Source organism: Streptosporangium pseudovulgare (genome assembly GCF_014648055.1).
GTDB lineage: Bacteria > Actinomycetota > Actinomycetes > Streptosporangiales > Streptosporangiaceae > Streptosporangium > Streptosporangium pseudovulgare.
This window is the reverse complement of record NZ_BMQJ01000019.1, coordinates 81,192-97,716: the sequence shown is the minus strand read 5'-3', so window position 1 is coordinate 97,716 and position 16,525 is coordinate 81,192. Positions and strand designations below refer to the sequence as shown.

The following is a 16,525-nucleotide window of genomic DNA, read 5'->3' as shown; positions in this document are numbered from 1 at the left end:
GCCGTTTTCACTGCGATACCACGAAACGTGTCGCTAGAATCACCGAGCGTGACAACAACAGGTGCACAAGAGAGATGAGCCCCGCAAAGGCTCGCCAATCGCTCTACGTGGCTGTATGGTCACATCGGGTGATGCCGCATATGGTCCGAACAGCCGCACGCAAGGGGCCATAAGCGGACATCCGTGACAAGCGTCAAGTCGCAGGATCGCTGTCGCCGGTCCACATGGAGGAGAGGCCGCACAAATGTCAGCTCGTACACCCGAGGCAGAGCCGCTGCTCACCCCGGCGGAGGTCGCAACCATGTTCCGCGTCGATCCCAAGACCGTGACCCGGTGGGCGAAGGCGGGCAAGTTGACGTCCATCCGCACCCTGGGTGGTCACCGCCGCTACCGGGAGACCGAGGTCCGGGCGCTGCTCGCGGGGATTCCGCAACAGCGTTCCGAGTAAGACGGGGATCGATCGCTTCAGAAACTAGGGGGACCAACCGCGCGCTCACGTCGTGGGCGCGCAGACCACACCGGTTGTGTGGGGAGCGGCGCCGCCCGCCCGGCGCCGCCCCGGCACGGCGCCGGCCACGCCGGTCGTACCGTGCCGTCCGCGCCGGGTCACACGCCCGGGGCCGTCGATAACGGCGAGCGTTACGTCGTCGGCGTCGACCACACGCCCGCGCACGCCCGGGGCCGTCACCTCCGACGTACGGCCCGCGTACGGGCCGCACCACACGCCCGCGCACGCCCGGGACCGTCCGGGACCCGAGGCCGTCCGCGCCTCGCGCGCCGATCGTCTTCCGTCCCGTACGGGCCGCCTCGTCCGGGGGCGTCCGCGCGTGCCGCGTGCCGGCCCGGCCGGGCCCGTCCGGTGAATCGTTCCGTATCCGCTCCGTAACCGGACGGGCGGACCCGCCCGGATCCGTCCGGCGGGCCGCCGCCGTTTTTCCCGCGCGCCGCATCGCGCCGACGATACCCCCGGCGATCCTCGCCGGCGACGTCCCGCCTGGTCGGAGGCGCCCCGCGCGCGGCACACCGCCCGGAGCCCGCCCGTACGGCCCGGCACCCGCGGCCATCGCAAGATCGGACTTCCTGAACACAGGCCGTACCCCTTCGGGTTCTCGATCGTTTTGAGTGACAGGTGCCCATCCACCATCACGGGGGAGAGCCATGTCAGGTCCGCCGATCAACGTCACAGCCACCCGAGCCCGCGGGCTCACCGAACCCGTCGCACCCGACGGCTACGGACCGCGCCCGCGGCCGACGATCCGTAACGTCGCCGAACGCGCCGGCGTCTCCAAGTCGCTGGTGTCACTCGTGCTGCGCGGGTCGCCGCACGTCAGCGAGCACCGCAGGCAGGCCGTGCTGCAGGCGGCCAGGGAGCTCGGCTACCGGCCCAACGCGGTCGCCCGCAGCCTCGTCGAGGGCCGCACCCATCTGGTCGGCGCACTCGTCGCCGACCTGCACAACCCTTTCTACGCCGAGTTCCTGGACGGCCTGCAGGAGAGCCTGCACGGCGACGGGCTCCGGCTGCTCATCGGCAACAGCCAGTGGGACCCCGCCTTCGAGGACGAGGCCGTGGGAGCGTTCCTGGAGCTGCGGGTGGACGGCCTGGTGCTCCTCGGCATCGCGCCCACCAGCGAGACGCTGATCGAGGCCACCTCCTACACGCCCACGGTCGTGGTGGGCGAGCGCGAGACCGACCTCGGCGGCGTGGACATCGTCGTCGACGACGACCAGCTCGGCGCCCGCCTGGCGATCGACCACCTGGTGGAGCTCGGCCACCGCCGGATCGCCCACGTCGAGGGTTCCCGGTTCTCCTCGGGGTGGTTCCGCTGCGAGGGCTACCTGGTCGCGATGCGCCGCCGCGCGCTGGCGCCGTACATCATGGTCGAGCAGGGCGACTGCACCGAGGAGGGCGGCGCTGCGGCGGCACGCGTCCTGCTCACCCGCACCCCCCGGCCGACTGCGATCTTCGCCGCCAACGACACGGTCGCCATGGGCGTGCTCGCGGCGGCGGCCGAGCTCGGCCTGCGGGTGCCCGAGGACCTGTCGGTGATCGGGTACGACAACACCCACCTCGCGGGGACCGCGCCGATCTCGCTGACCACCGTCGAGCAGCCGCGCCGGAGCATGGGCCGCTCGGCCGCGGCGCTGCTCAGTGACCGGATCGGCGACCCCGGCAAGGCCTCGCGGCTGCGCCAGGTGACGCCGCGGCTGGTCGTACGGCGTACCACCGGCCCGGCTCCGGACTGAGGCGCCCGCCTGGATGCGTCGCACCGCGCCCAGGCGGGCCCCAGATTCCCGTCAAGACCTGGTCAACCCCCGAAGTGGCGGGAAGCCACCGGTGTTCACTCCTGTGTGACAGGAGGGGGTTGACGATGCGTGATCCAGAACTGGTTTCATGCGCCCAGCGCGCGGCCGCCGAGTTGGAGCGGGCGTGGGCACACTGGAGGGCCGCCCGAGGCCGCGCCGGAGACGTCGGCGCCGAATCCGTGGCGAGTTACGTGGCCCATTCGATCGACCATCCGTGGGGGCGTCCGCGCGTGGTCCTGGGGCTGGACGCCGAGGACGCCCGCGAGCTCGCCTCGCTCCTCACCAAGCAGGAGATGGGCGACCACGTCTGGTGACGGTGGCGCCGGTCACGCTCCGAGCCGCGTAAGTTGGGTGGTTGACGACTCCTTCGAGGGGGATGAGCGTGACCACTAAAGCACTGGCGACGGTTCTCGTCGCCTGCGGCCTGAGCGCCGCCGCGTGCGGTGGCGGCGCCGCCGCCGCGGGTCCGGCACGCGACGCGGAGCCCGCGCCCCGCGCGGCGAATCCGGTGACGGCCCCGAACGGTCCCGCGGCGGAGACCGCCCCGGCGACCCCGGCGCGGACCACCCCGCCGGCGGCCGGGACCACCTCGGCGAAGCCGCTGAGCGGCAAGACCGTGGTCATTGACCCGGGCCACAACGGGGCCAACTACAAGTACCCAGCGAAGATCAACAAGCAGGTCGACGTCCTGACCCAGCGCAAGGCGTGCGACACCACCGGCACCGCCACCAACAGCGGTTACAGCGAGGCGGCCTTCACCTGGGACGTCTCCCGGCGGCTGGAGAAGATCCTCGAAAGCCGGGGTGCGACGGTGAAGCTCACCAGGCACGGCAACAACGGCGTGGGCCCATGCATCACCGAGCGGGCCGCCATCGGCAACAAGGCGAAGGCGGACGCGTCGATCTCCATCCACGCCGACGGCGCGGGCCCGGCCGACCACGGCTTCCATGTGATCATCCCGAAGAAGATCGGCGGCCCGGTCGACCCGGTGGTGGCCGACTCCCGGCGGCTCGGCATCGACGTCAGGAACGCCTACCGCTCGGGCACCGGCATCCCGTACTCCACCTACATCGGCGCCAAGGCGCTGAGCTTCCGCAGCGACCTGGGCGGGCTGAACCTCTCCACGGTCCCGAAGATCTTCATCGAGACCGGCAACATGCGCAACGCCGGTGACGCCGCCAAGCTGGAGAGCCCGGAGTTCCGGCAGCGGATCGCCACCGCCCTGGCCAACGGGCTGCAGACCTACCTGAGGTGACGCGCGGCCCCGCCGCCGGACCGTCCGGGGGGGTGCGCGGTCCGGTCGGGGTTGGCATGATCTGAAGGCATGACCGATCTTCTGCCGCGTCCCGTCCTCTTCGACCGGACCGGCGGGTCCTTCGACCTTCCCTCCGGGGCGGGCGTCACGGGTCCCGCCGGACCGGTGGACTCCCTGCGCCGGGCGCTGCCCGTGCTGGACCTGCGTCCCGCCGGGCACGGACCGGTCACGGTGACGGAGGATCCGGCGCTGGGCGAGGAGGCCTACACGCTGGAGGTGACGCCCGAGGGTGTCCGGGTCACGGCCGGCGGCCGGGCCGGCGCGTTCTACGCGGGCCAGACGCTGCGGCAGGCGCTCGGCGCCGAGGCGTTCCGCGCCGCGACGGCCCGCGACTCGTGGACGGTGCCGTGCGGCCGGGTCGAGGACGCGCCCGCGTTCTCCTGGCGCGGGGTCCACCTGGACGTGGCGCGGCACTTTCTGCCCAAGCGCGAGGTGCTGCGGATGGTCGACCTCATGGCGGCGCACAAGCTGAACCGGCTCCACCTGCATCTGGTCGACGACCAGGGCTGGCGGATCGAGAGCCGTGTCGCGCCCCGGCTGCACGAGATCGGCTCGCACCGGCCGCGTACGATCACCAGCCTCCGCGGCGAGGAGGACGCCTTCGACGAGGTGCCGCACGGCGGCCACTACACGCTCGGCGACCTCACGGAGATCGCCGCCTACGCCAGGGCCAGGGCCGTGACGGTCGTGCCGGAGATCGACGTGCCCGGCCACGCCTCGGCGATCCTCGCCGCCTACCCCTCGCTCGGCGCGCGGGCCGCGGACGGCCGGGAGCCCACGCCCTTCACCGTGCTGGACCGCTGGGGCATCTCCCCCGCGATCCTGTCCCCGCTGCCGGAGACGATCGAGTTCCTGACCGCCGTGTTCGACGAGCTGCTCGGCGCGTTGGGTGAGACGCCCTACGTGCACATCGGCGGCGACGAGTGCGTGCTCGACGACTGGGCCGCCTCACCGGCCATCACCGCGTTCCGCGAGAAGCTGGGGCTCGCCGGGCCGAGCGACCTGCACGCCTGGTTCCTGCGGCGGCTGGCGGACGAGCTGGCCGGGCGGGGCAGCCGGGCGGTCGTCTGGGACGAGGCGTTCGTCAGCGGCGCGCTGCGGCCCGACACGATCGTGATGCCCTGGCGCGGGACGGGGGTGGCCCGGCGCGCCGCCGAGGCGGGCCACGACGTGGTGCAGACGCCGGTCTTCCCGCTGTACTTCGACTACGCCGAGTCCGCCTCGGAGGACGAGCCGATCGCCATCGGCGACGCGATCACCGTGGCGGACGTGGCGGCCTTCGACCCTGCGCCGTCCTCGTGGACGGCCGGGCAGCGCGGGCGCGTGCTGGGGGCGCAGTTCCAGTTGTGGAGCGAGCGGCTGCCCGACGGACGGGCGGTGGACTACCGCGCCTGGCCCCGCGGCTGCGCGCTGGCCGAGGTCGCCTGGTCCGGCTCGGCCGGCACCGACTTCCCGGAACGGCTGACCCGCCATCTGGACCGCCTGGACGCGCTGGGCGTCGAGTACCGCCCGCCGTCCGGGCCGCGCCCCTGGCAGCTCGGCGGCGCGGGCCACCGCCGCCACCGGCCGCGGGCCGTCAGGGTGGAGGAGGTCATGCGGCGGCTGGAGGAGATGACCCACCTCGCCGACTCCACGCGGCCCAGCATCTCCGGAGACGGGGCCTGACCGGCCGCGCGGGCCGGTCGCCGACGACCGTACGGGGCGGGGCCCGACCGGGCGCGGGTCGTCCGTACGGCGTCGGGTCCGGGCCGCCGCGCCGTACGGCCCGCGCCGGCCGGGGCACGGGTCAGCCGGCGACCTCGTAACCGGCCTCCTTGATCGCAGCGCGGATCGCCGTGTCATCGGGGGAGTCGCCGGAGACCTCGACCCGGCCGCTTCCCAGGTCGACCTCGACCCCGGTGACCCCGGGGACCTCGCCGACCTCCTCCTTGACCGAGCTGACGCAGTGGCCGCAGGTCATCCCGGTGACGGTATACGTGATCACGCTCATCAGCGCCTCCAACCCTCGTTTCCTCCGGTGAGGGTATCCATCCGGGCCGGCGCGCCGCGGTCCAGGTGGTGTAGCGCCCGGCTACGTCACGCGGCCCTGACTCGCCGTACGGCCTCAGCCGGCCGTGAGACCGATGACCTCTCGCAGGTCGGTGACGCCGCGGCGGCGCAGCCGGCGGGACAGCTCGCGGTGGATCCGATGGGCCCACAGCGGCCCCTCGTAGATCATCGCGCTGTAGCCCTGGACGAGGGTGGCCCCGGCGAGCAGGCGCTCCCAGACGTCGTCGGCGTCCTCCACGCCGCCCACCGAGACGAGCGTCAGGCGGTCGCCCACCCGGGCGCGCAGCCTGCGCAGCACCTCCAGCGAGCGGTCCTTCAGCGGACGGCCGGACAGCCCGCCGGTCTCGTCCCAGTGCTCGTCGGGCCGGCCGCCCCGTCCGGCGGCGCCCAGGTCGCGGCGGATCGTGGTGTTGGTGGCGATGATGCCGTCGAGGCCGAGGTCGAGGGCCAGGTCGGCGATCGCGTCGACGTCGTCGTCGGCCAGGTCCGGGGCGATCTTGACCAGCAGCGGGGTGCGGCGGGGGGTGGCGTCGGCGACCTCCTTGACCGCCGCGAGCAGCGGCCGCAGGAGCCCGACGGCCTGCAGGTCGCGCAGGCCGGGGGTGTTCGGGGAGCTGACGTTGACGACGAGGTAGTCGGCCAGCGGGGCGAGCGCCCTGGCGCTCGTGACGTAGTCCTGGACGGCCTCGGACTCGGGCACGACCTTGGTCTTGCCGATGTTGACGCCCACGACGGCCGGGACCCCGCGCGGCCGGCTCAGCACCCGGGCCGCCGCGCCCGCCCCGGCGTTGTTGAAGCCCATCCGGTTGACGATGCCGCGGGCGCGGGGGACGCGGAACAGGCGGGGCCTGGCGTTGCCCGGCTGGGCGTGCGCGGTGATCGTGCCCACCTCGACGTGGCCGAAGCCGAGCGCGGACATGGCCTCCACGCACCCGGCGTCCTTGTCGAAGCCCGCCGCCAGCCCGAACGGGCCGGGGAAGTGGACGCCGAACGCCCGCACGCGCAGGGCGGGGTCGCGGGGGGCGAGCCGCCGGTGGACGAGCCGCTTGACCGCGGGCGTCACCGACAGGAGGCGGAGCGCGCGGACCGTCAGATGGTGCACATCCTCCGGGTCGAAGCGGCTGAGGACCTGCGTGAACACGAATCGATACATCACCGATCAGGTTAGTGCCCCCGGCGAGCGGTACGGCTCGCCGGTGGACGCCCGCTCAGGCCGGCCGTGGGGCGTCCGCCGTCCGCCGCGGGGTGTCCGCCCGGCCCGGCAGGCCGTGGGGCGCCCGCTCGCCCCGGCCGGTCGTCGCGGAGCGCACGCTCACCTCGGCTCGCCCGCCTCCTCGCCCAGCACTTCGGCCGCGAGATCGGCCACCCGGCGGCGGCTGTCCCTGGCCCGCTTGCGCAGCCCGGTGAACGCCTGGGCCGCGGTGAGGTCGTGCTTGCCCATCAGGTAGCCGATGGCCCGCTCGATGACGACCCGGTAGTCCAGGGCGTACTGGAGCTGCTCGGCCAGGGCGCTCTTCTCCTCGGCGGCCATCGCGGCACAGAGAAGCTGCTCGATCACGTCCGCGTAGGCGTAGAGGGCCTGGACGTCCGACTCGTCCCACTCGTACGGCTCCGACTGGTAGACGTTCAGGGTGCCCACGGGGTCGCCGCCGAGCCGTACCGGAACCCCGGCGACCGCCCGCACCCCGGGGTGGAGCAGGTCGGCGAGCTTCGGCCAGCGCGGGTCCGAGCACACGTCGGTCGAGGTGACCGCGGTGTTCTCCGCGTAGGCCGACACGCACGGGCCCTGGCCGAGGTGGAGCTGCGCGCCTTCGAGGCTGCGTCCCCGGTCGTCGGTGGCGACCAGGTAGCGCAGTTTGCCGCCCTCCTCGGCGAACATCAGGCCGGCGCCTGAGTAGCCGAAGAGGGTGTCCACGACGTCCACGGCCCGCTCCAGCTGGTGGACGATGCCCTTCCCCTGGGCGGACGAGGCCGTCTGGAGACGTCTGAGACTCGCGACCAGTGAGTCCGGATCGACATGGGTCATATGTGTGGCGCCTTTCAGCGTCGGCCTACCTACTTGACGTGAGCGTTACGACTGCCCAGAAATAGGCGAAATAACGGTTATTACCTTTGGGGTGGCCACCGCGAGTCCAATGGGACGCCCTCCCGCCGGGGTTTCACGGGCCGCCGTTCACGGCTGATCCGGGCCCGGAGCCGGACCGACCGGATCCCACGGACCGGGCCGGTCCGGGCGGGGGGAACCGGATCGCCCGGATTCGCGAACCGGGCCGGTCCGGGGCCTGGAGTCCGGTCACGGCCGGTCCGGCCGCCGGGTTCCGGGCGGCCGGTCGACGTGCCGCCCGCGCGCGCCGGCGCGGGGAACACGATGACCGAGGCGGGGTCCGGCATCCTGTCCGCGCCGGCGCGCGCCGGCGCGGGGAACACCGCGCGAGGGGTCCGGGTCGTAGCCGACGGGCCGGGACGGTCCATCACCTTGAGCCATGGGAAAAGCTTCCTCCGAGCCGAGGTAGCTCCGCGGACGCAAGGCGGAATGATCTGCGGCAAAGACTAGTGCCGTCCGGTGCCTTGGGCCAATCGCTCCCGGCGGGCCGCCGTCCGGCGCCCGGCGCGGCCGGTCCGCCGCCCCCCACGGGCCGCCGTCCGGCGCGTCCCGGAGAACGGTCCGGAGCATCCCTGGGCGCCGTCCGGAACACCCCGGGCACCGTCCCGGCACACCTCCGCAACCGCCGTCAACAGGGTTTTAAGTGATCGGCAAGTGGAAGACGGCAGAGTGAGGCATATGAGCACTCTGTCACGTTCCGCAGCAGTCCGCCGCCGGCGCACCCTGGCCCGTGTCGTCCTCCGCGACCTGGAGGAGACCGGCGCCACCATCGTGCCGCCGTGGTGGGAGCCGGAGATCGAGCAGGAGTTCGGCGGCCTGGGCGGGTTCCTCGCCGAGCTGAGCCGCCAGTGGTGGACCGCCTACGCGGCGCACCTGGACGCGCTGCTCGAACTCGGCGCGGGTGACCCGGCCCAGGCGTGGCGGGACGTCACCGAGCGGATGCCGTGGCTGCGTGCCGTACTCGACTCCTACGCCGGAGAGGCCGCCCTCGCCGAGGCCGAGCGGCGGCACTGCGACGTTCTGCGCTGGACCACCCGGCGCGAGGCCCGGCGCGCCGCCTGACGGCGGCCTCCCGGTCACCGCGACCGGGACACCGGAAACCGGCGGCCGCCCTTTTACGGTCACGTACGCATATCCGGGCGTCCTCGGGTACCCGTATGGAATGCTCAAGTTGCCCAGCCACCATGACAGGAAGTCGTCGGACCGCCGTCTGGGTACGCGGCTCACCCTCGCGGTGGCCCTGGTGGCGCTGTTCGCCGTGCCGTTCGTCCTGCTCCTGGTGTTCGTCGTCTCCTCCTTCACCCCGCTGAACGACCTCGACGAGAGCGTGGCGCGGAGCCTGCACACCCGCGCCCTCGCGGAGCCCCGATATACGCACTTCCTGAGCGTGGCGACCGAGGTGCTGGGGCCGAACGTGTGGCGGGCGCTGGTGGTGGCGGCGGCCCTGTGGCTCTGGTACCGCGGAGCCCGGCGGCTGGCGGTGTGGGCGGTGGTCACGATCACCGTCAGCGGGCTGCTGAACCTCGCGGTCAAGGAGATCGTGGACCGGGCGCGGCCCGTCCTGCCCGATCCGGTGGCGACGGCGCCGGGCGCATCCTTCCCCTCCGGGCACGCGATGGCGGCCGCGACGGGGGTGTGCGTCCTCGTGCTCATCCTGCTGCCGTACCTGAGGAGCGCGGCCGCGCGCGTGGCCGCGTGGATCGTCGCGGCGGCCATCGCGATCTTCGTCGCCTACACGCGGGTGGCGCTCGGCGTCCACTGGCTCAGCGACGTGACCGCCGGGATCACCCTCGGCGTGGTGGTGGTCGCCGGGACCGTCGCCGGGTTCGAGAGCTGGCGGCGCGAGGAGGGCCGCAGACCGGTCGAACCGCACAAGGAAGGTGTCGAGCCGGAACGTTCTGAGGAGATGATTTAGGGTAGTTCGCGCGCCATGTCGAAAACGTCGATCGACTTCAAGAACGCGGCGCGCCTCATCCTCCTGCCGCTCGTCCTCATGGCCGCCCTGACGATCGGCGTCGGGCTCCTCATCACCAAGGTCCTGCAGACCACGACCCTCATCGCGAACGACGAGGGGGTCAACGCGGCGATGACCAAGGACCGCAACGCCTTCTGGAACTCGCTGACGGACACCTTCACCGCCTTCTCCGACATGCCGACGATCATCGCCGGCACCGCGGTGCTCATCATCGTCTTCCGGTTGGCGTTCAAGCGCTGGAACGAGTCGGCCTTCCTGACGCTGGCCGTCTTCTCCCAGTCGGCCATCTTCCTGCTGGCCACGGTCTTCGCCCAGCGCAAGCGGCCCGAGGTGCAGCACCTGGACCCCGCGCCCCCCACCTCCAGCTTCCCCTCCGGCCACACCAGCGCGGCCGTCGCCTTCTACTGCGGCCTCGCGCTGATCCTGACCCTGCACACCCACCGCTACAAGATCCTCAACGTGCTGTGGTGGGCGGTCGGGCTGGGGATCCCCCTGATGATCGCCTACTCGCGGATGTACCGGGGCATGCACCACCTGACCGACGTGAGCTGGGGTTTCCTGCTCGGCCTGGTGTGCGTCGCGGTGGCCGCCAACGCGCTGCTGCGGAGGCGCCCGGTGGCCGGGGAGAGGCCCGTCATCACGCGGGACACCGCGAAGAACGGCGCCGGGAGGACCTCAGGGAACAGGGTCACGACATAGCGGCCTCGCCGAGGAGCGGGATCTTCGACATAATCGAACATCAGTTCGCCCGCCGTTGCGGGAAAACTCTATAGTGACGGGAGTTCTCCTCCGGGAGGCGCGACGAACACCCCAAGATCGCTTTCCGTATCCGCATGATCGCTCTATGACACGAAGTACGATGGAAGTCCCGACAGGGAGATTCACTCCTTCTCCTCTGGGCAGGAGCAGTCAGCCGACCGGGTCTTCATCGTCCGGCGGCCCCCTCAGGAAGGAATCCCGCCCATGGATCGTCAGCCCGTTGTCTGCGCCACCTGCAATGGCGTCCCGCCCGCCGCGGACGCGCGTGCCTACACGACGCAGCGAGCCCGGCTGATCGTGGCGAACGGATACTGCACCTGCCGATCCGCCGCGGACGCCGCCCGTGCGACGGCGGTCCCCGCCGAGGCCGCCCGCCCGGATCAGGGCCGTCCCGAGCAGGCGGGTTCCACGCAGGCCCGGCCGCAGCGGCCCGGTTCCGCCGAGGGTGACGCCGCGCCGGAGTCCGGCCCGCAGGGCCGTCCCCAGGAGGAGCGTTCGCCCGCGGAGCAGGTGACGATGGTGCGCGCCTGACCCGGCCCCCCCCTTCCGGCCGGTCCCCCTCCCGGCCGCGGCCGGCCCCTTCCCCTGATCCCCCGCGCCTCCGCGCCCGGCATCCGCCGCGGTCGGCGCGCCTTCATGCCCGGCGCCGACTGCGCCAGGAACGTCTCCCGACCCGATGCTCGCCATAACCGGCAAACGGGGCAAACATAGAGGTGAGGGGACATACAGCGGGGCGGGGGATGTCATGCGGGCACGTGACGAAGGTCTGATCGTCGTCGGATACGACGGCTCGGAGGCGAGCGAGCAGGCGGTGCGCTGGGCCGTCGAGGAAGCACGGATGCGGTTCGCCCCGCTGTCCGTCTGCCACGTCTGGCGGCAGCCGTACCCCGTGAACTTCGTCGATCCCGCGACGATGGACGTCCTGGCGCACATGGGCCGGTACGTCCTCGACCGGGGGGTCGACCTCGCCCGGGGGCTGGCGCCACGGCTGGACGTCAGGGGACGTCTCGACATGGGCTCGCCCGCCGCCACCCTGCTGGCCGAGTCGGCGGGCGCCGATCTGGTGGTGGTCGGCCAGCGCGGAGCGGGCGGTTTCGAGGAGCTGCGCATCGGCTCGACCGCCTCGCAGCTCGCCGCGCACGCCTACTGCCCGGTGGCGATCGTCAAGAACCTCCCCCGGTCGCGCGGTGGCCGCGTCGTGGTGGGCGTGGAGGGCACCCGCATGGAGCGGGGCGAGCTGAGGGTCGCGTTCGAGGCGGCACGGATCAGGCGCGTGCCGCTGTCCGCGTTCTGCCTGTGCCCGGCGGGCACCGACGACCCCAAGCCGTTCGCCAAGCGCTTCTACTGCGACATCTCGGTGTGGGAGGAGAAGTATCCCGGGGTGGAGGTCGAGACCATCGTGGACGCCCGTCCCTACACGCGGCTGCTGCACCGGGCGGCCGAGGACGCCGGTCTGGTGGTGATCGGCGACTGCGGGGACGACGACCCGGTGGAGCTGCCCCTCGGCGTGGTCTGCCAGGCGCTGCTGCGTGAGGCGCCGTGCACGGTCACAGTGGTTCCGTCTCGGAGGTCTGCCACATTCTCTCGGTGACGTGCCGCCGCTCCGCCCGGATGATGTGGATGACCGCGTTGATCAGCGCGAGGTGGGTGAACGCCTGGGGATAGTTCCCCAGGTGACGCCCGCTGTAGGGGTCGATCTCCTCGGCGTAGAGGCCCAGCGGGCTGGCGAAGGACAGCACCTTCTCGCAGAGCTTGCGGGCCCGGATGCGCTCCCCGATCTCCACCAGCGCCGACACCAGCCAGAACGAGCAGATCGTGAAGGCCCCCTCCTCCGCGGCCATGCCGTCGTCGGTCTCCTTGGGGTCGTAGCGCAGCACGAGGTCGTCGACGGTCAGGTCGTCGGCGATGGCCAGCACCGTGGCGCGCACCCGGGGATCGGTCGGCGGCAGGAACCGCAGGAGCGGGATGAGCAGCAGCGACGCGTCCAGCGCGTCGGTGCCGTAGTGCTGCCGGAAGGTCCCCCGCTCGCTGACGCCGTGGGCGCACACGTCCTCGTGGATCTCGTCGGCCACCGCCCGCCACTTCTCGGCCAGCTTCAGGTCGTCGCGGAGCCGGGCGAGCCGCGCGCCCCGGTCGACCGCCACCCAGCACATGACCTTGGAGGAGGTGAAGTGCCGGCACTCGCCGCGCACCTCCCAGATGCCGCGGTCGGGCTCCCGCCAGTACTTGATGGCCGACTGCACCTGACGTTTCAGGACCGGCCAGATCCGCTCGTCGAGGTGGTCCCGGGACCGGGTGTGGATGTAGAAGGACTCCAGGACGGCGCCCCAGACGTCGTTCTGGCGGTGCTTGTAGGCGGCGTTGCCCACCCGGACCGGCCTGGCCCCCTCGTAGCCGCCCAGCCGCTCGATGACGTGCTCCTCCAGGTCGCGCTCCCCGTCGACGCCGTACATCACCTGGAGTTCCTTGTCGCGCTCGGCGACGTCGGCGATGAAGGCGAAGAAGTCCTCGGCCTCCCAGTCGAATCCGAGGGTGTACAGGCCCCAGAGCGCGAAGGTGGAGTCGCGGATCCAGGTGTAGCGGTAGTCCCAGTTGCGCTCCCCGCCCGGGGTCTCGGGCAGGGACGTCGTCGCCGCCGCGACCAGCGCGCCGGACGGGGCGAAGGTCAGGCCCTTGAGAGTGAGGGCGCTGCGTTCCAGGAACCCGCGCCACGGGTGGTCGGGGAAGTCGCCCCTGGCGAGCCAGTGCTGCCAGTGGTGGGCCGTCCACACGAGCCTGCCGTACGCGTCGTCGAAGGTGCGGGGCGGCTCGTGGGCGGTCCAGGAGAGCGCGCAGAACCGCGTCTCACCCTCCCGGAGCAGGGTCCGCGCCTTGGCCCGCGCCTTCTCGAACCCCAGGCGCATGTCCGTGGTCAGCGTGAGCTCCAGATCGGTCCCGTCAGCGTGGGCGACGCCCTGGTGGTAGTTCTGGCCGGTGTAGTCCCACCGGACCGGCCTGCGGCCGTAGTCGAACACCGGCTCGCAGTCGAGGGTGACCTGCATCTCCCCGCTGACGCAGCGCACCGTGCGCAGCAGCACGTGGGCGGCGTCGTAGTCGGTCGGGGCCCTGCGGTGGGTGTGCGACAGCTCGTCCTCGTGGTGCCACGGGCCCATGAGCAGCGCGTCGCGCACCACGATCCAGCCGGTCGGCGAGCCCCAGCTCGTCTCCAGCACCATGGTGCCGGGCAGGTACCGGCGCGCGGAGGGCACCCTGAGGTCGGTCGGGCCGATCCGGAACCCCCCGGCGTCCCGGTCCAGCACGGCGGCGAACACGCTGGGCGAGTCCATCCTCGGCAGGCACAGCCATTCGACGTTCCCGCTCGGCGCCACGAGCGCGGTGGACTCGCAGTCGGACAGGAACGCGTAGTCCGCGATGTGCGGGAAGGGGGAGAACTCGTAGAGCCCGGCGCCCAGTGGCGGGTCGGTCGTCATGGATGCCCCCGCTCTCCCCGGAGACTCGCTCGTTCCCCGGGGACTCGTTCGGGCGGGCCCACCGGCCGGGCGGACCCCGGCGGCCCGCCCGTACGGCGCGGACCGGAGTGGCGCCGCCCGTACGGCACCGCCCGTACGGCGTGACCGGGATCAGCCGGTACGGCCGGCCGGGCCGAGGCGGCTGATCACGGACGCCAATATCACTACTTTAGGCATGAAACCGCAGGTAGGGAAGGTGGGGCGGTCACCCGGCGCGGGCCGTCAGGTCGCGGAACCGGCCATCCGGCGCGGGCCGTCAGGTCGCGGAACCGGCCATCCGCTCGAAGCCACCGGGGAGCTGCGAGGCGACGTGGCCGAAGACCTCGTCGCTGACGGTCTCGCGGAGGACCTTCAGGACGGCCCGGACGCCCTCGGTGGCCGCCTCGGTGTTCAGGCCGGCGTGCCGGGCCACCCGCGTGATGAAGTCGTCGAGCCCGAACTGCTCGCTCCTGCCCTCTGCCGGGATGAGCTCCCCGAGGGAGTCCGGCAGCCGTTCGGCGAGGTAGCGCGCCTCGCCGGAGCTCAGCCGGGTGCCGAGCGTCCGCATCACCGCGCGGGTGAGGTCCGCCGCCTCCTCACGCGTCAGGACCGTGCGGCCGGCGACCGCCTGGACGAACTCCTTGTACTCCACTTCGGTCTCCTCTCGTCGTCCGGCTAGCGTTCCCGGCCGCTCCGAAAACGAACACCGAGCACGAAAGAACTCGCAAGATGCGAAACCCGGCGTAGGAACGGCCGGCCGTGCCGCGGGCGGGCGAGACGGACGCCGCCGGGGGCTGCCGGAGACCGCTCACGGCGCCGCGCATGGCGACGTCATGCGGCACTGACGGGCGCCGCCGGGGGCTGCATATGGCGACGTTATACAAAATCGTGGGGTTCTCCGGCCCGGGAGTCGATGACAGCTTGGGGGCGACCCGGAGCGCCGGGTCCGGACCGGCCCGCGGCCACCGCACGGACCCGTCACACCCGGGCCGGTCCGGACCCGCCTCCGGCGCCGGGCGCGTCCGGCAGGCCGTACGGCGTGCCGCCAGGGCAGGCGGGCCCACCCGGACGCGAGGCATGTTTCCCCGACCCCCCGAGGAGGCCACCGTGGACGCCGAGAACACCCGACCCGAGAACGCCGAGGAGAACGGAGGCGGGGGCATCAGCCGCAAGACGCTGCTGAAGGCCGCCCTCGTGGCCGTACCGGCCGCCCCGCTGCTGGTCGGCCGGGCCACGGCGCCGGCGAGCGCCGTGACGGACGGTCCGCTCCCCCTCACACCGGCCTGCGACGACGGCGACGCCCCGACGATCGAGCAGATCGAGGGCCCCTACTTCAAGCCCGGCTCGCCGCTGCGGACCTCACTGGCCGGGCCCGGCACGCCGGGTGTCCCGCTGACCGTCAGCGGGTACGTGTTCGGCCGCTCGTGCCGCCCGATCGCCGGGGCGCTGCTGGACTTCTGGCAGGCCGACAACAACGGCGCCTACGACAACACGGGATACACCTTCCGCGGTCACCAGTTCAGCGACGCGCAGGGCGCCTTCCGGCTCACCACGATCGTGCCGGGCCTGTACCCCGGCCGGACCAGGCACATCCACGTCAAGGTCCAGGCGCCGAACGGACCGGTGCTCACCACCCAGCTCTACTTCCCCGGCGAGCCCCGCAACAACACCGACACGATCTACAACCCGGCGCTGCTCATGACCGTGCGCACGGTCGGGTCGGGCAGGGAGGCGACGTTCGACTTCGTGCTCAACGTCAACGCGCCCAACCCGAGCCCGACCCCGACCCCGACCTCGACGATCACCCCGCCGCCGAACGGGGGCGGGACCTGGCAGGCCGGGACGAACTACCGGGCCGGCGACCAGGTCACCTACGGCGGCGTCACCTACCGGTGCATCCAGGCGCACACGGCCTACGCCGGGTGGGAGCCCCCGAACGTCCCTGCTCTGTGGCAGCGCGTCTGACGCGTCGGCCACGGGCGCTCAGGGCGCCGGCGCGCTCGCCGTCCCGTTTCAGGGGTCCGTGACCTCAGGAGGGGGGTCCGTGATCTCGTGGGGGGGCAGGGCGGCGAGCGCGCGTAGGGATCGTAGGAAGCCCTCGCGGTCACCCTCGGGCAGGCGCGCCAGCAGGCGCTCCTCCCGGCGGCGGATGCCCGCCTGCGCGGAGTCGCGCAGCCGGCGGCCCTCGGCGGTCAGCGACAGGAGGCGGGCGCGCCGGTCGGCGGGGTCGGGGACCCGCTCGATGAGCCCCCTGCGCTGGAGGTCGTCGAGCACCCCGATGATGCGCGTCTTGTCCGCGCCGATGGACTGCGCGAGCGCGGCCTGGGTGCGCAGCGGCCCCTCCTCCAGCGCCAGCAGGACGCCGTACGCCCACATCGACAGGTCGTGCTCGGCCAGCACGGGCCGCTCGGCGTCGATCAGCGCCCGGGTCAGCGGGAGGAACATCGCGGCCAGGTCGGGGCGGTCCGTCACGGCATCCCACTATACGTTTGACAGACGATAAGCCCCTGTAGATGATAAGCATCTGCTTA

At 72.5% G+C, this 16,525-nt stretch carries 17 protein-coding genes; 11 read left to right on the top strand and 6 right to left on the bottom strand.

Annotated elements, in window-relative coordinates:
* The first annotated feature begins 244 nt into the window (after window positions 1-244).
* The 5 genes from bldC (at window position 245) to IEZ10_RS30955 (ending at window position 5,284) form a co-directional block, all read left to right on the top strand.
* Entirely contained in the window at window positions 245-448 is a 204-nt protein-coding gene (gene bldC, locus IEZ10_RS30975) for a developmental transcriptional regulator BldC (protein ID WP_013133571.1), read from the top strand.
* A 710-nt stretch (window positions 449-1,158) separates the two neighbouring features.
* Window positions 1,159-2,244 (top strand): LacI family DNA-binding transcriptional regulator, encoded by a 1,086-nt coding sequence (locus tag IEZ10_RS30970; protein ID WP_229811822.1) that lies wholly within the window; start codon window positions 1,159-1,161, stop codon window positions 2,242-2,244.
* A gap of 125 nt (window positions 2,245-2,369) precedes the next feature.
* Window positions 2,370-2,618 carry a hypothetical protein gene (locus IEZ10_RS30965; protein ID WP_179822413.1) on the top strand — a complete coding sequence of 83 codons (249 nt, stop codon included), beginning with the start codon at window positions 2,370-2,372 and terminating at the stop codon, window positions 2,616-2,618.
* Between the two features lie 68 nt (window positions 2,619-2,686).
* Window positions 2,687-3,559 (top strand): N-acetylmuramoyl-L-alanine amidase, encoded by an 873-nt coding sequence (locus tag IEZ10_RS30960; protein WP_229811821.1) that lies wholly within the window; start codon window positions 2,687-2,689, stop codon window positions 3,557-3,559.
* A gap of 69 nt (window positions 3,560-3,628) precedes the next feature.
* The gene (locus IEZ10_RS30955; protein WP_189250057.1) at window positions 3,629-5,284 is read left to right on the top strand and encodes a beta-N-acetylhexosaminidase; all 1,656 of its coding nucleotides are present in this window, start codon (window positions 3,629-3,631) and stop codon (window positions 5,282-5,284) included.
* 121 nt (window positions 5,285-5,405) lie between these two features.
* On the opposite strand, the gene IEZ10_RS30950 is transcribed toward IEZ10_RS30955, so the two are convergent.
* The 3 genes from IEZ10_RS30950 to IEZ10_RS30940 all read right to left on the bottom strand — a co-directional run bounded on the left by IEZ10_RS30950 (window position 5,406) and on the right by IEZ10_RS30940 (window position 7,694).
* On the bottom strand, window positions 5,406-5,609 hold the full coding sequence (locus IEZ10_RS30950) for a heavy-metal-associated domain-containing protein (RefSeq protein WP_189250056.1): 204 nt from the start codon (window positions 5,607-5,609) through the stop codon (window positions 5,406-5,408).
* Window positions 5,610-5,723: 114 nt separating this feature from the next.
* On the bottom strand, window positions 5,724-6,821 hold the full coding sequence (locus tag IEZ10_RS30945) for a quinone-dependent dihydroorotate dehydrogenase (RefSeq protein ID WP_189250055.1): 1,098 nt from the start codon (window positions 6,819-6,821) through the stop codon (window positions 5,724-5,726).
* 159 nt (window positions 6,822-6,980) lie between these two features.
* Entirely contained in the window at window positions 6,981-7,694 is a 714-nt protein-coding gene (locus IEZ10_RS30940; protein WP_189250054.1) for a GAF and ANTAR domain-containing protein, read from the bottom strand.
* A gap of 756 nt (window positions 7,695-8,450) precedes the next feature.
* Between IEZ10_RS30940 and IEZ10_RS30935 the strand changes: the two genes are divergently transcribed.
* The 5 genes from IEZ10_RS30935 to IEZ10_RS30915 all read left to right on the top strand — a co-directional run bounded on the left by IEZ10_RS30935 (window position 8,451) and on the right by IEZ10_RS30915 (window position 12,097).
* Complete coding sequence (locus IEZ10_RS30935; RefSeq protein ID WP_189250053.1) at window positions 8,451-8,834, top strand: hypothetical protein; 384 nt, start codon at window positions 8,451-8,453, stop codon at window positions 8,832-8,834.
* A 100-nt stretch (window positions 8,835-8,934) separates the two neighbouring features.
* Window positions 8,935-9,687, top strand: coding sequence for a phosphatase PAP2 family protein (locus IEZ10_RS30930; RefSeq protein ID WP_189250052.1), 753 nt, complete (start codon window positions 8,935-8,937; stop codon window positions 9,685-9,687).
* Between the two features lie 15 nt (window positions 9,688-9,702).
* Window positions 9,703-10,446, top strand: a complete 744-nt coding sequence (locus IEZ10_RS30925) for a phosphatase PAP2 family protein (RefSeq protein ID WP_189250051.1) — start codon at window positions 9,703-9,705, stop codon at window positions 10,444-10,446.
* Between the two features lie 264 nt (window positions 10,447-10,710).
* Window positions 10,711-11,037, top strand: a complete 327-nt coding sequence (locus IEZ10_RS30920; RefSeq protein WP_189250050.1) for a hypothetical protein — start codon at window positions 10,711-10,713, stop codon at window positions 11,035-11,037.
* Window positions 11,038-11,251: 214 nt separating this feature from the next.
* Window positions 11,252-12,097, top strand: coding sequence for a universal stress protein (locus IEZ10_RS30915; protein WP_189250049.1), 846 nt, complete (start codon window positions 11,252-11,254; stop codon window positions 12,095-12,097).
* Here the strand turns inward: IEZ10_RS30915 and IEZ10_RS30910 are convergent.
* Window positions 12,054-13,976 (bottom strand): glycoside hydrolase family 15 protein, encoded by a 1,923-nt coding sequence (locus IEZ10_RS30910; RefSeq protein ID WP_189250048.1) that lies wholly within the window; start codon window positions 13,974-13,976, stop codon window positions 12,054-12,056. The two genes, IEZ10_RS30915 and IEZ10_RS30910, sit on opposite strands and share 44 nt — an antisense overlap.
* Before the next feature lie 295 nt (window positions 13,977-14,271).
* Window positions 14,272-14,646 carry a DUF2267 domain-containing protein gene (locus IEZ10_RS30905; RefSeq protein WP_189250047.1) on the bottom strand — a complete coding sequence of 125 codons (375 nt, stop codon included), beginning with the start codon at window positions 14,644-14,646 and terminating at the stop codon, window positions 14,272-14,274.
* Window positions 14,647-15,101: 455 nt separating this feature from the next.
* On the opposite strand from IEZ10_RS30905, the gene IEZ10_RS30900 reads away from it, so the two are divergent.
* Window positions 15,102-15,959 carry a dioxygenase family protein gene (locus IEZ10_RS30900; RefSeq protein ID WP_229811820.1) on the top strand — a complete coding sequence of 286 codons (858 nt, stop codon included), beginning with the start codon at window positions 15,102-15,104 and terminating at the stop codon, window positions 15,957-15,959.
* A gap of 48 nt (window positions 15,960-16,007) precedes the next feature.
* Here IEZ10_RS30900 and IEZ10_RS30895 read toward each other — a convergent pair whose 3' ends face one another.
* Complete coding sequence (locus IEZ10_RS30895; protein WP_229811819.1) at window positions 16,008-16,466, bottom strand: MarR family winged helix-turn-helix transcriptional regulator; 459 nt, start codon at window positions 16,464-16,466, stop codon at window positions 16,008-16,010.
* Window positions 16,467-16,525: the final 59 nt, after the last annotated feature.